Raw genomic sequence first — 13,234 nt, forward strand, 5'->3', positions numbered from 1 at the left:
CTCAGTTGCAGAATATATGCTTGCCGATTTTTTTTATTTGCGGACGACTCCATATCCATGAACTTGTCGCTGTTTCCGGGTTAAAATAATATTCAGCTTCACCGGTCGGATCCCAACCATTGATAGCATCTATAACTGCGTTTCTTGAACTCTCATTAGGTTCAAGCCAGATTTGTCCGTCAGCTACCGCAGTAAATGCTCCCGACTGAAATATAACCCCTGAAACTGTATTTGGAAACGATGAACTTTGGACCCTATTCAAAATAACCGCAGCAACTGCTACCTGACCCTCGTATGGTTCACCTCTCGCTTCACCATGAACTGCGTTCGCCATTAACTTTATATCACTTTCCGAAAATCCAGCTGGTATATTTGCAGCTGTACCGGTCGTCTTTGTGGATGTGTTCTTTTTCGCCGTATTTGTTGATTTTGTCGTTTTATTCGATGATGATTTTGGCTTAACTTGATGCTCAATTGGAGTTCCCTGATAATAAGTAAACTCATTTCCTGAATTGATTTGTTTTTTCACCCAGGAAGCATTGTAATTAGAGGCGCTAACCAGTTTACTTTTAGTCTTTGCTCCACCTAACCCATCAATAGGTAAGCCGAATTGTTCCTGAAAATTACGCAATGCCCAGTATGTTCCCCATCCAAAGACCCCATCTATTTTTCCATGATAAAAGCCTATATTTTGAAGACGCGCCTGTAATTCGATGACATCATCTCCGACAGCTCCCCTTTGAATCACTTGATTGGTAAATGCTTCAGTCTGGATATCAAAAATGGGTGAGAGGAATAAAAAACAACCAATTATTGAAAAGGATACTAACTTCCTTACTAAACCCTTCATTTCATGCCCTCCTGTAGAATTAATGACAGTAAGGGTAGTTTTTGCAAACACATATAAAATATTCAGTCCAACATGAAAATCATTTTCAAACTAGAGGATTGATGATTATAAAAATAAGTTGCATACAAAAGCTTTTTGAGCTGATAGCAGAGAAAAGAAAAGTTGAATGGAGGTAGGGAAAAATCATTTAGGATTGTAGAAGCAGTGGGGTATGAAGCATATTCTTTGTAACATAATAAGCAACAATTTCAGGATGAATTCATGACCTTTATTTACCCTGGAGGATTAAAGCCGCAGACAACATAAATAGATAAAACATCCTTTAAAATAAAAAAAACAAACCCTAATCAAATCTACTCCTAAAAAGAAGCAGATTTAGATTTAGTGTTTGTTTCTATTTTACTGCAGTTTACAGTTTATTAAACTGATTCAAATGACTGTTTAAAAGCCTTTTCTGTTAAAATTCTTGCCTTTTTTACTTTCCAAAGTCCGAGACCCCATAGACAGAACATAAATGGAATTAAATATACATACCATTTTTCCTGCTCCATCAATATATAGTTAAAGGAACCATGCAAGGCAATCGGAATGAACAAGGCTGTCAGCATATAAGTCAGCTTTAACCTGGGCTGGGTTTGGAATTTGGCTTTCCCAAAATAAAAGCCCATGATGACCCCAAACAGTCCATGACTTGAAACAGGGAACATCGCTCTTCCCCATGCATATTCAAGCCCATTCGAAAATAAATAGAGGATATTTTCCAATGTTGCAAACCCCAAAGAAATAGAAACTCCATAAACAATTCCATCATAGGGTTCATCAAAATCAACATGGCCATAGATCAACCAAAGGAATAAAGCCCACTTAATCAGCTCTTCTACCATTCCCTTTTCAAAGAAGGCATCAGCCCAAACAGAAAGAAAAAGCCCTTCTGCCTGGATGACATATTGAATAAACATAACAGGTATGACAAATAACGCACCATAGATAAATACTTTAAATACAACTGATACAGGCTCAGTGTTATATTGATCTTTCAGGTAAAAATAAATTAGCAAGGCTATACCAGGTGCAACGCCCGCTGTTAATATATTTAACATGGATTACCCTCTCTTTTTTACTCTTTCGTCCTTTAATCGTAACACGGACGAAAAAAAAAGAAAATCAAGAATTCTCACAGCTTTCATGTGATTAGTGTAATTCGAACCCTACAACTTAAACGCAGCCTTGATATCGACATTACCATTGGATAATAATATGGCCAATTTCAATCTTGCCTTCTTGCTGTCATAATCCTCACCTAGAATCACACCCCTATTTTGCAGGTCATGCGCACTGCCGTGGTATCCATAGGCAGGATACACTTTTCCTTCTTCCGCACTTGTACTGATAACAATTGTTATCCCGTTATCCAAAGCAGATTGGATTGAGTTGACCATTAAAGGTGTTACTTGCCCACGGCCGACTCCTTCTAGCACAATTCCACGTGCGCCGGCATTTACAGCGGCATCAATCATAATCCCATCTGCACCTGTATAGCATTTTACGATATCAACGCGCGGTATTTCCGGACCGATTTTGTAAGATTCATTATAGATCGGCTTTTGATAGACGCTGACTACATCATTATCGATGATTCCAAGATATCCATAACCAAATGATTCAAAGCCCTGGAGATTCGAAGCATGGACTTTTTTCACGTATCTTGCAGAATATATCCGCTCATTAAAGACAACCAAAACTCCGCTATGCTTTAAGTGTTGATTTGCGGCTACATAGATTGAATTCCGTAAATTGGAATATACATCGGTTCCGACATCCTGAGGGGAGCGCTGTGAGCCTGTTACCACTATTGGTCTTGGATCTTTAGTTGTTAGATCAAGAAAATAAGCCGTTTCCTCTAACGAATCCGTTCCATGAGTGACTACCACTCCACAAACTCCTTCATCCTCCAATTCCTTTTCAATGGCTTCTTTTATTAAAACCATATCTTCGAAACCAATATGCATGGAAGGCTTTTGCATTAAATCTATAATTTTTATATCGAAACCCTCCGGCAACTGACAGAGTGCTGCTAATTCCTCACCACTCATAGCACCCGAATTCAGAAGTCCTTTAGAGATTTCTTTACTGGCAATCGTTCCACCAGTCGTAATTAGTGAAATTTTCTTCATTTTACACCTCTTAACAAGTAATCAAGCATTCTTAATGCTACTCCAACCCTTCCTTATCTTTTACCGCATTTGCTATTTGTCCACCATGAAATCTTCCATTCTCAATAAAAATTTCATTAGCATTATTTCCGGCCACAATCACACCAGCCACAAATAGGTTCTCTATGTTTGTTTCCATTGTTTGCTCATCAATCATTGGTTTCCCTGTATCACTTTGTATTTCAACACCTACATTGGTTAGAAGGCTGTAATCCGGATGGTACCCTGTCATAGCAAAAACAAAATCATTTTGTATTTCGATTATTTGCCCCTCTTTTTCATAAATTACAGTTTGCTCTTTAATCTCTTTTACGACTGAATTAAATTCCATTTTGATAATTCCGTTGCGGACATATGATTCAAACTCGGGCAAAATCCAAGGTTTAATGCTTTTTGAATAAACATTTCCCCGATATATGACTGTTACTCTTGCTCCCGCTTTTACAAGCTCTAGCGCAGCATCTACGCTTGAATTTTTGCCACCGATCACAACCACATCCATATCGTAGAAAGGATGTCCTTCTTTGAAATAATGGTATACCTTATCCAAATTTTCACCTGGTATATTCATCATATTTGGTTGATCATAATAGCCCGTTGCAATGATACAGTATGGTGTTTCATATTCATTTTTGGTTGTTTTTATTCTAAATAATCCATTCTTCTGCTTTTCTATTACTTCCACACATTCATATGTATTTATTCTGAGATTCTTCCTCTTCGCTACTTCTCTATAGTATGTTAATGCCTGGAGTCGAATAGGTTTCCGATTTTCAGTAATGAAAGCGACATCCCCAATTTCTAATTTCTCACTGGTTGAGAAAAAGGTTTGATGTGTTGGGTAATGATAAATCGAATTAACAATATTCCCCTTTTCAATAATCAATGGATTTTTACCAATTTCCTTTAAACTAATGGAAGCTGACATACCACATGGTCCGCCGCCAATCACAATTGCTTCTTCATAGTGCATACTTCTTTCCTCCAAATAACCGTAAACTGGAATTTCAATTTGTATGTAGTATCTAGTACTTCTCAATGAATATTTAAATAACCCTTTTAGAATAACATTTTTAGAACCTAAACTCATCCACCACATGCAAAAAAGTTTTCTATCTCACGAGGGACAGAAAACTTTCTTATTGTTTGCAGTATTAAATCCAGCCTCTGAAACGCGATGCTTCGGCCATTTTCCGTACCCCAACCATATAGGCAGCGAGGCGCATGTCTACACGGCGGGATTGAGCTGTATCGTAGATGGTATTAAATGATTTAACCATTACTTTTTGTAATTTTTCCTCAACTTCTTCTTCAGTCCAATAGTATCCTTGATTATTCTGTACCCATTCAAAATAAGATACTGTAACACCACCGGCAGAAGCTAAAACGTCCGGTACTAACAGTATACCGCGATCTGTTAGAATACGCGTTCCTTCCAAAGTGGTTGGACCATTAGCAGCTTCAACGACAATCTTCGCTCGTATATTGTGAGCGTTTTCGTCTGTAATTTGATTTTCAATTGCGGCAGGTACCAAAACATCACATTCCAGTTCAAGTAATTCTTGGTTGGTTATCGTATTCGTGAATAGGTTGGTTACTGTACCAAAGCTGTCTCGACGATCCAGCAAGTAATCAATATCAAGGCCATCGGGATCATGTAAAGCCCCATTTGCATCTGAAATACCGATTACCTTGGCACCGGCATCATGCATGAATTTTGCCAAAAAGCTTCCTGCATTTCCAAAGCCTTGGACAACAACTTTCGCTCCTACTAAATCCATTCCACGTTTTTTAATCGCTTCATGGATACAAATAGTTACCCCTTTGGCAGTGGCTGATTCCCTGCCATGTGAACCGCCAAGAACAAGCGGTTTACCGGTAATAAATCCCGGAGAGTTAAATTCATCTATACGACTGTATTCATCCATCATCCAGGCCATAATCTGTGAATTGGTGAAAACATCCGGTGCCGGGATATCTTTTGTAGGACCGACCAATTGGCTTATCGCCCTGACATATCCACGGCTAAGCCTTTCCAATTCCCGAAAAGACATATTGCGCGGATCACATATGATACCGCCTTTTGCCCCTCCATACGGTAAGTCTACAATGCCACATTTCAAACTCATCCATATGGATAAAGCTTTAATCTCATTCTCTGTAACATTAGGATGAAAACGAATTCCACCTTTTGTCGGACCTATAGCGTCATTATGTTGAGCACGATAACCAGTGAAAACCGTTACAGAACCATCGTCCATTTTAACAGGGATTTTCACAGTTAGCATACGAAGCGGTTCCTTCAATAATTCAAATACCTCTTCTGGATATCCAAGCTTATCTAAAGCCTTATGGATGACAGTCTGAGTCGATTTTAAAACATCTAGTTTGTCCTCAGTGGAATGATGGTCGGCTGTCATTATAGTACCTCCTACAGATGTATAATAAGTAATATTTTCCTACCAGCATAAGTATACAACTTTGGCAATTGTCTGGAAAGTGAAATAATAGAATAATAGGGTTAAAAATTACAAAACAAAAATTTTTGAAAAAATATTCAGATTTATTATTCGCTTTTATAAATTCAGTATACTTAATAAAGCCTGGAAAGTGCAAGAGTACTGTTTTGGCCTTTATAAACACGCTTAGATTAAATAAAAATAACCACATCTTTTAGATGCGATTATGATAGGAAATATTTTTTTATAATAGTAATTATATTCTCTTTACTTATCCTGTGTCCGTAATCCGACAGGTATTCTTTACTCAAGGTCGAGAATTCTCCAAACTCCAAAAGAATAGACATAAGAGTTGCTTGGTTTATAAGAGTATCTTCTTTTATCTCTAAATAGTATTTGGACTTCCAAAAATAAAGGATTCCTTTCACATTCCAGCTAGTCTTTATAATTCTGCAAGCTTGTACCACATCATCAAACTCCGCAAATTCATATATGACTTGATCTCGCTTCATTATATTAACAGATAGGTACCCTTCTATTTCTTCTTCTTCTTCGAGATCTTCGTTTAAATTGTACGCATCCCTTTTTAAAATTATATAGATTCCGTAGCATGGATAAGAGTATACATCCATCTGAAAAAATCCAGCAACCAAATTCCCACATTCTTCAAGCACTTCTTGAATAATATGATAAAAAAAGCTATGGGTTTCCACCGAATGACTGGTTAGCACCTGACAGGTAACACCTCTGTCTTTCAATTCATCGTAGGGAATAAATAGTTTGAACAATGTCGGATTGATTTGTTTAAGCTTCATGAAAAAATCCTCCTGTAGCTACTCTCTCCATTCCATTGTATGAAGGGAGTCACAGTCGGTACCTTGTTTTAAAATCATGAAGGAGTTAACTTCTTTAAATGGATTAAATGAGTCTCAGGTTTTGCCATTAATCGCAGCGGAAGTAAGCTTGTTCCATATCCATTACTTGTTAGGATGGTCGTATCATTCCTCTCGCTGACGCCGCCCAATTTATATCTGCCCATTCCAAAAATCCTAATTTGTCCCCCATGTGTATGGCCGCTCAATACTAAATCAATTCCATATGATTTCTCAATTTCCTTTTCAATTTTCGGAGTATGACTGGCTAGAATTCTAAAACTGTCAGATTCCGCTTCTTCCATTGCCAAATCAAGCCGCCCCGTTTGTTCCTCTTCATCATAAAAGTCAATTCCAAGCAGGCATATTTTACCGCCATCCTTTGTTTCAAACAGTACGCTTGTATCTAGTAATTCATGGATATCCAACTCTACAAAAAGTGCATCCAGTTCATGTCTATCTATTTCATAATCATTATTACCCCATATGAAATAAACAGGACCTACACTTTTTAATTTAGTTAAATTTTCTTTTATTCTATCTAGCGGTACCCCTTTTTCAGCTAGGTCACCGCCAATTAAAACAAAATCAGCCTTCCCTTTTACCTGCCCAATAATTTCATTACTGATGACCCGCCTATGTATATCTGAAATAAAAAAGATTGTGATGGTCTCATCACTTGGAAATGTACTGAATTCAAACGTATGATCAATCACTCGGTCCTGATGCGCAAGCCTGTACATATATATGAGTAAGCACACACATAAAGCAATTAATAAACCAAAAAAGAACAGCACTGCCATAGTATCTCCCTTTCAATCCTTTATATCTTATAACTAAAAGAAGCCAGCCTAATAAATGACTAGCTCTACATTTATTTATATCTTTATTTTTGATCAATATGCAAAACTTTTTCATCAATATGCAAGACTCTAAAGCCTGATTCCTCTAATTTACGGATAAATTTATCTACATTCGGCGCTTTCACTACTTTAATGACAATGCGCCTTAAAAGTTTATCGGTTTCATCAAAGGTAACTAATGAAATTATTTGTTGCTGATATTGCCTTGCAATCTCAGTTAACCTGGCAATACGCCCCTTGGTTTCGACTGTAGTTAATGCTATCCTCACACCAGGTACATGAACGCCAAAGGTACTCTGGAATTGTTCAATTATATCATAGCGCGTAACAATGCCATGGAAATACTCGTAATCATCCACTACGGCTAATAAAGGTATCTCTTTTAAGTCCAAAAATATATTTTCGTATATTTCGTCTTCTTTTAATGTTTTGTTTACCTCAGCGATCGATTCTGCTTTTGTTTCCTTTAAAAAAATATCTCTCGGCAGCTCTGATAAGAAGGCTGCTTTGTATACTCGATACCTTGTGATCGTACCTATATACTTATTTCCTTTAAGAACTGGCACTCCCTCAATTTGATGTTCATCCAGCACCGAGAAAACCTCTTGAAGAGTATCATTGTAAGAAACCGTATGACAATGATATTTTGAAATCATGATATTCTTTACAAACATCAAAGCACCCCCACCGCAATCTAGTATAAACATTCCCTATAATTGATACTTATTCGACAAATCTCAGACTTTACCTGCCTATTTTGTGAAAAATTATTTATTTTCGTGAAAAAGATTAATATCATATAAATCTTTAAATTTATTAAAGAGGATATGTCTATTTTTCCAAGCTACATCATTTTTCCATAGATCCTTACTCCTATCTATAATCTCACATCGCAGTGCGTGAAATTCCTTTTCTGCCTTGTCCATCTTTTTTTTGTAATAAAGCATCCCTCCATACATAAAGGCAAGCATTAGCATACAGAGAATGATAAACTCATTGTCAAAAAAATAGTTATACATGGACATAAAAGAATAAGAATAAAGAGGAATAATGTTCTTATATACATAAACAACTAGAATTGCTGTTAAACCTAATGTAATGTAAATAAATAAAAAATGACGGGATTTATAATGATCGAACTTGCGTTTTCTTTTCACCACATTGTTGAGCATTATTTTTGTAGCCTCATCGGTATGTTCGTCCAAATCATTGATATACGCTTCCATAAACCACCTCTCCTTTTCATAATCATGTTTATGAAAAGAAGCGGTCAATTATGTAATTCTTGTCCATTATTTATTTACCCGTTCCCTATACATGCTTACTTTTACTAAATCGATTATAAGACTGCTTTTACCTTGCCTGCTTGCTTATTTATGATAAATCCAAGGATTAAATCAATGGTGAAATGCATCGCGATTGTAACAAATAAATTGCCTGTCCACTCATAGATAAACCCAATAAAGAAACTTAGCAACAAGATATTCACAAACAAGTATACATTATATAAATACCTTATATGGATTAGTGCAAATATGAGGCTGGCCATCCATAAACCAACATATGTTTGAATGATTCCCCTGAATAATAATTCCTCACTGATCGAGACTAATAGGACAATAAAGACTAGTTGCCGTCCATTGAGAGAACTAAAAATACGTTGATTGATTCCACCATCATTAAAGTATCTCTCGGGAAGATACCTCATCGAAAGTAAGTCGTAGAGAACTACCAGCAATCCGGCTGGGATTCCTATAAGAAGGATAGACCAATCTTGAAAATCAAATAACAATAAAAACTCCTGTATATCATCAAAGACCCATATACCCAAAAAAGAGGAGATTATAAGCAAAAGCAATTGAGTTTGAATCAATGCCTTGTATAGTTCCTCATCCTTTAGCTGACTCACGAGCTCTGCCTGTTTATTTTTCATTTGTTTACTCTGCCCTTCCAGTAAATAATTGTTTCAATTGCATTCGCCAATTTTGATCTTCCCGAGGGATGTCTTGCCGTTGTTTTGGAAGGATACCGATAAGTTCATCTAGTGTTGCTCCACACCGGTCACAACAAGTCTTTGTTTTATTCTGTAGCTCCTGATTAAAATAGGAAGCGATGCTGCTCTTTCTGCACTCAGTGGAAAGAATCCATTTTTTCAATAGATATAATTTCATGAGTTTTTCTTTTTTTCGATTTTCCAGTTCTACATCTATTCGCTCAATTCGTTCATAGGGGTCAAGAATATTCCCCTTTAATAAAGCCTTATTTAATTCTTTTATCCGTTCTATTTTGTCATCACCAATAAACTCCTCAGCTGTAAGATTGGAGGCCTCATGATGAATAACCCATTCAATTTCTGAACGAATTGGAAAATCTCTTTCAATCAGATGGGAAGCTTGCCATTCATCGCCTTCTGAATATAACAATATGGCCACTGCCGGCAATCCATCTCTTCCAGCCCTGCCTATTTCCTGTACATATGCCTCCACACTCAACGGCATGTTTACATGTAAAATAAATCGTATATCATTTTTATTAATCCCCATACCAAATGCATTGGTGGCCACTATGATTCTTAACTGCCCAGATAAAAATTGCTGCTGAATCAGGATTCGGTCACTAGTTTCCATACCGCCATGATAATAAGCAACACCATCAAAGCCCTTTTCTAGTAGAAATCCACTTAATTGTTCAGCAAGTTTTCGGCTGGATACATATATAACCCCTGCACCTGGCACTTTATTCAGTGCATCAATTAAAATTTGAAGCTTATGCTGATAATCAGCGGCTTCTTCTACCAGGATACTGATATTCTCCCTGTTCACACTATGGATTACTCTCGCCGCATCCTCCATACATAAATTTTTTAAAATATCCTCTTGAACCTCAGGAGTAGCAGTAGCTGTTAAAGCTAAGGTCAATGGGTTATTCAGTTCTTCTCTAATACGGCCGAGCTGCAAATAACTCGGTCTGAAATCATAACCCCATTGTGATATACAGTGCGCTTCATCTACAACAAACAATGCAATGTTGAGCTTTTTTAATTTATCTAAAATAAATCTGGATTGCAGCATTTCTGGCGAGATATATAAAAATTTTAATAATGATAATGACCTCAGCACCATATCCCGTTCCTGCAGGGTTAAAAATGAATTTAAGGAGGCAACCTTTTTTTCGCCTTTCGCCTTCATTTGTTCTACCTGATCTTGCATAAGAGCCAACAATGGTGAAATGATAATAACCAATCCATCCATCAAGTATCCGGGCATCTGAAAACACAAGGTTTTACCGGTCCCAGTTGGCAGCATAGCAAGTGTATCTTTGCCGGTGATAATGGATTCTATTACTTCCTTCTGTCCAGTTCGAAACGTTTGGAATCCGAACATTTTTTCTAATTGAGCTTCTAGCGGCTGCATACTTACACTTCCTTTATAGTTGCCATAACGAGCCTGATTTTAAAATAAGTTATCTCAGATGGAAGGACCATTTTTAAAGATCTTAACTGTTTTGTTTCATTAGTAGCAATGGCCTGTTTGATTTGTTCTTTCTCTGTTGCACTTACAAAATCATCTATCGGAAAATCAGGTACGTTTGAAACGATTTCAACAAGATGATCTTCAATCGTATTCGTTTTTAAATTCCGTACGGCTGCTACTTCTTCTTTGGACATCCCGGCTTGCAGCATTTTTAATGTTCTTTGCGTAGAAGCAGTTAAAAGAGATTGAACAGGTTTACCTATAAGCACAAGTTCTTTCAATAGTATATAAGGAGACTGAACACTGGCTTTAAGCATATAATGAATAGTATCCCAAAAGAGAAGTCTCGCATAAAATACATCTATATTAAGCTTTCGTGCAGCCTGTTCGATTGTCAAACCCGCATGCTGGTGACCTGAGAAGGCTGAAACAATTAATTCTGCTCCGGCTTCATTTACATTACTTAATAAATCATCAAGCTCCTGATATAGAAGCTGGGCCAATTCCATTGAAGAGAGAGGAATCTTTTTAAATAATTTTTTCACTAACAGTTGTTCCTCTTGATTACGGGAAACCGCAATGAAAGAATGATTGCCATTTAGCAAACAGGAAGACGTTTGTACCAATAATTGCAGCCTCATCCAAAATCCATGAGCTGCATCTTGAAAGGTACGACCATCCAGGTTAGTTAACTGAGGATAATCCTTTTCCCAAAAGGAAAGTGCTTGTTTACCATGCTGCGTACAGACATAGGTATTAATACCTGTTTCTTTTATATATCCTTTTTTGGTTAATTCAATAATCTTTTGATCCCAAGTCTCTCTTTTTAACTTTGGAAGTACGCCAAAAAACCGAGATATATTAAACAAACGAGCATCTTGAATGGGCTGAGAGGATTTTTTCCCATTAAGTATATGTAAAGGGGAATATACTGTTCTTTGCCCCTTTAATGCATTTATTAAATACAGTATTAATCCGTCAAAATATGGTATAATCATGTTTTAACCCCTTTATCCTACATGTCTGACACTTTTTATCTTACCAAATAGTTGTACCCTCATGCTTAAAATTCAATAGCCTATTTTTCCTTTATTCGCTAAAAACACGCGAAATATTGGCTATTGAAAAGTTATACCATGAGTTTTACAATAAGGTGAGGGGTTTGATATCCAGTTCGGTATCAAAATATATATTTTTTTACCTGGGAGGTATTTAGCATGGCTAAATTTACTATTGTTGACAAAGAAACTTGCATTGCTTGTGGTGCTTGCGGAGCAGCAGCTCCAGATATTTACGATTATGATGATGAAGGTATTGCATTTGTTACTTTAGATGATAACCAAGGTATTGTCGAAATTCCAGATGTTCTGCTTGATGACATGATGGATGCTTTCGAAGGTTGCCCAACAGATTCTATTAAAGTTGCTGACGAATCCTTTGACGGAGACGCATTAAAATTCGAATAGTCTCCCATTAATAAAAGCCTCTGCGGTTTCGCAGAGGCTTTTATTTAATCTATTTTATACATTTCGCAATACAGATTGCTTCGAAAACCAGCCCTGCATTTTAGTGAATAACAGCATAAATACAATGGCAATTAAGGTTCCTTTTATTAAATTGAAAGGAATGATCGCCGTGGTGATCATTGCTCGAATTTCTGTACCAGACATGTTCCAATTCATTAACACACTGTAGCTTGGCAGCAAAATGAAGTAATTGACAAGACTCATAAATAAAGCTAATACGATTGTGCCTCCTACAAGTCCGTACACCATGCCTCTTTTGGTGCCGATTTTTTTATAAAAATAGTAGGCTGGAAGGATAAACGCGACGCCTCCGATAAAGTTAGCAAAATGCCCAATCGGAATTCCTGTGTCGCTTCCTGTCATCATGTAATCCAGAATATTTTTTAATAATTCTACCAGGATACCCGCAACCGGCCCAAAAATGATGGCCGCAATTAAAGCTGGAATATCACTAAAATCAATTTGTAGAAATGTTGGAAAACCAGGGAATGGAAAATTAATAATCATTAGAACATATCCAATCGCACCCAACATCCCAATCGTAACCATTTTTTGAATCTTACTTACACCACTGCTTTTCATTATTTCCTCTCTCCTTTAGGTTTGGTACTACCTCTTCCAGAAGAAAGGCTCTGCCTAAAACGTCAATCATGAAGCCATGCCATAAAAAATCCCTTTATCTTAATTAGATAAAGGGAGAAAAAGGCAATGTGAAACAAAACGTTCACGAAAGATCGTTTTTTGAACGTTAACAGAGACCTCCATCTTCTCCCATCCAGACTATACTGTCGGCTTTGGAATCTCACCAAATCCTGCCTTTACAGGCTCGCGGGCTTAGATTATAAATCATCACCGCCGGTAGGGAATTTCACCCTGCCCCGAAGATAGACCGTATTTAATTAGTAAAATGCTTTAGAAAAATAATCAGGCTAGACATTCCACCTGTATATTTAACTAGACCATTTCTATATTGATTTT

At 37.0% G+C, this 13,234-nt stretch carries 14 protein-coding genes and 1 riboswitch; of the genes, 1 reads left to right on the top strand and 13 read right to left on the bottom strand.

The genetic code is table 11. The features are described from left to right. Window position 1 precedes the first annotated feature (1 nt). The 12 genes from sleB to F7984_RS11645 all read right to left on the bottom strand — a co-directional run bounded on the left by sleB (window position 2) and on the right by F7984_RS11645 (window position 11,728). A complete protein-coding gene (sleB, locus tag F7984_RS11590) occupies window positions 2-850 on the bottom strand; it encodes a spore cortex-lytic enzyme (protein ID WP_066107513.1) in 849 nt (282 codons plus the stop codon). 419 nt (window positions 851-1,269) lie between these two features. Continuing rightward, on the bottom strand, window positions 1,270-1,950 hold the full coding sequence (gene prsW, locus F7984_RS11595) for a glutamic-type intramembrane protease PrsW (RefSeq protein WP_066107516.1): 681 nt from the start codon (window positions 1,948-1,950) through the stop codon (window positions 1,270-1,272). A 108-nt stretch (window positions 1,951-2,058) separates the two neighbouring features. Then, the gene (locus F7984_RS11600) at window positions 2,059-3,024 is read right to left on the bottom strand and encodes an asparaginase (protein ID WP_066107519.1); all 966 of its coding nucleotides are present in this window, start codon (window positions 3,022-3,024) and stop codon (window positions 2,059-2,061) included. A gap of 37 nt (window positions 3,025-3,061) precedes the next feature. After that, window positions 3,062-4,036: a YpdA family putative bacillithiol disulfide reductase gene (locus F7984_RS11605; protein ID WP_066107522.1), complete on the bottom strand. Its 975-nt coding sequence runs from the start codon at window positions 4,034-4,036 to the stop codon at window positions 3,062-3,064. Between the two features lie 181 nt (window positions 4,037-4,217). Then, complete coding sequence (locus F7984_RS11610; RefSeq protein ID WP_066107527.1) at window positions 4,218-5,483, bottom strand: Glu/Leu/Phe/Val family dehydrogenase; 1,266 nt, start codon at window positions 5,481-5,483, stop codon at window positions 4,218-4,220. Between the two features lie 263 nt (window positions 5,484-5,746). Next, window positions 5,747-6,337, bottom strand: coding sequence for an adaptor protein MecA (locus F7984_RS11615; protein WP_140461599.1), 591 nt, complete (start codon window positions 6,335-6,337; stop codon window positions 5,747-5,749). A gap of 74 nt (window positions 6,338-6,411) precedes the next feature. Further along, window positions 6,412-7,197 (bottom strand): metallophosphoesterase, encoded by a 786-nt coding sequence (locus F7984_RS11620; RefSeq protein ID WP_140461600.1) that lies wholly within the window; start codon window positions 7,195-7,197, stop codon window positions 6,412-6,414. 83 nt (window positions 7,198-7,280) lie between these two features. Then, window positions 7,281-7,931, bottom strand: coding sequence for a CBS domain-containing protein (locus tag F7984_RS11625; RefSeq protein ID WP_140461601.1), 651 nt, complete (start codon window positions 7,929-7,931; stop codon window positions 7,281-7,283). A gap of 93 nt (window positions 7,932-8,024) precedes the next feature. Continuing rightward, window positions 8,025-8,483 carry a YpbF family protein gene (locus tag F7984_RS11630; RefSeq protein WP_066107539.1) on the bottom strand — a complete coding sequence of 153 codons (459 nt, stop codon included), beginning with the start codon at window positions 8,481-8,483 and terminating at the stop codon, window positions 8,025-8,027. A gap of 113 nt (window positions 8,484-8,596) precedes the next feature. Beyond that, window positions 8,597-9,190, bottom strand: coding sequence for a CPBP family intramembrane glutamic endopeptidase (locus tag F7984_RS11635; protein WP_140461602.1), 594 nt, complete (start codon window positions 9,188-9,190; stop codon window positions 8,597-8,599). A gap of 4 nt (window positions 9,191-9,194) precedes the next feature. Then, window positions 9,195-10,670 carry a RecQ family ATP-dependent DNA helicase gene (locus tag F7984_RS11640; RefSeq protein WP_140461603.1) on the bottom strand — a complete coding sequence of 492 codons (1,476 nt, stop codon included), beginning with the start codon at window positions 10,668-10,670 and terminating at the stop codon, window positions 9,195-9,197. Between the two features lie 2 nt (window positions 10,671-10,672). Then, on the bottom strand, window positions 10,673-11,728 hold the full coding sequence (locus F7984_RS11645) for a YpbB family protein (protein ID WP_066107549.1): 1,056 nt from the start codon (window positions 11,726-11,728) through the stop codon (window positions 10,673-10,675). 219 nt (window positions 11,729-11,947) lie between these two features. On the opposite strand from F7984_RS11645, the gene F7984_RS11650 reads away from it, so the two are divergent. Beyond that, the gene (locus F7984_RS11650; protein WP_066107552.1) at window positions 11,948-12,196 is read left to right on the top strand and encodes a ferredoxin; all 249 of its coding nucleotides are present in this window, start codon (window positions 11,948-11,950) and stop codon (window positions 12,194-12,196) included. 54 nt (window positions 12,197-12,250) lie between these two features. Here F7984_RS11650 and F7984_RS11655 read toward each other — a convergent pair whose 3' ends face one another. Next, complete coding sequence (locus tag F7984_RS11655; RefSeq protein ID WP_066107555.1) at window positions 12,251-12,838, bottom strand: ECF transporter S component; 588 nt, start codon at window positions 12,836-12,838, stop codon at window positions 12,251-12,253. Between the two features lie 177 nt (window positions 12,839-13,015). Continuing rightward, window positions 13,016-13,146: riboswitch (FMN riboswitch) on the bottom strand. Window positions 13,147-13,234 lie beyond the last annotated feature (88 nt).

Source organism: Pradoshia sp. D12, assembly GCF_008935075.1.
GTDB lineage: Bacteria > Bacillota > Bacilli > Bacillales > Pradoshiaceae > Pradoshia.

Excerpts from the sequence above, each read along its gene's own strand:
- F7984_RS11600 (WP_066107519.1), bottom strand. The coding sequence starts at position 3,024 with ATGAAGAAAATTTCACTAATTACGACTGGTGGAACGATTGCCAGTAAA.
- F7984_RS11640 (WP_140461603.1), bottom strand. The coding sequence starts at position 10,670 with ATGCAGCCGCTAGAAGCTCAATTAGAAAAAATGTTCGGATTCCAAACG.
- F7984_RS11625 (WP_140461601.1), bottom strand. The coding sequence starts at position 7,931 with ATGTTTGTAAAGAATATCATGATTTCAAAATATCATTGTCATACGGTT.
- F7984_RS11620 (WP_140461600.1), bottom strand. The coding sequence starts at position 7,197 with ATGGCAGTGCTGTTCTTTTTTGGTTTATTAATTGCTTTATGTGTGTGC.
- F7984_RS11645 (WP_066107549.1), bottom strand. The coding sequence starts at position 11,728 with ATGATTATACCATATTTTGACGGATTAATACTGTATTTAATAAATGCA.
- F7984_RS11610 (WP_066107527.1), bottom strand. The coding sequence starts at position 5,483 with ATGACAGCCGACCATCATTCCACTGAGGACAAACTAGATGTTTTAAAA.
- F7984_RS11635 (WP_140461602.1), bottom strand. The coding sequence starts at position 9,190 with ATGAAAAATAAACAGGCAGAGCTCGTGAGTCAGCTAAAGGATGAGGAA.
- sleB (WP_066107513.1), bottom strand. The coding sequence starts at position 850 with ATGAAGGGTTTAGTAAGGAAGTTAGTATCCTTTTCAATAATTGGTTGT.
- F7984_RS11630 (WP_066107539.1), bottom strand. The coding sequence starts at position 8,483 with ATGGAAGCGTATATCAATGATTTGGACGAACATACCGATGAGGCTACA.
- F7984_RS11615 (WP_140461599.1), bottom strand. The coding sequence starts at position 6,337 with ATGAAGCTTAAACAAATCAATCCGACATTGTTCAAACTATTTATTCCC.
- F7984_RS11655 (WP_066107555.1), bottom strand. The coding sequence starts at position 12,838 with ATGAAAAGCAGTGGTGTAAGTAAGATTCAAAAAATGGTTACGATTGGG.
- F7984_RS11605 (WP_066107522.1), bottom strand. The coding sequence starts at position 4,036 with ATGCACTATGAAGAAGCAATTGTGATTGGCGGCGGACCATGTGGTATG.
- prsW (WP_066107516.1), bottom strand. The coding sequence starts at position 1,950 with ATGTTAAATATATTAACAGCGGGCGTTGCACCTGGTATAGCCTTGCTA.
- F7984_RS11650 (WP_066107552.1), top strand. The coding sequence starts at position 11,948 with ATGGCTAAATTTACTATTGTTGACAAAGAAACTTGCATTGCTTGTGGT.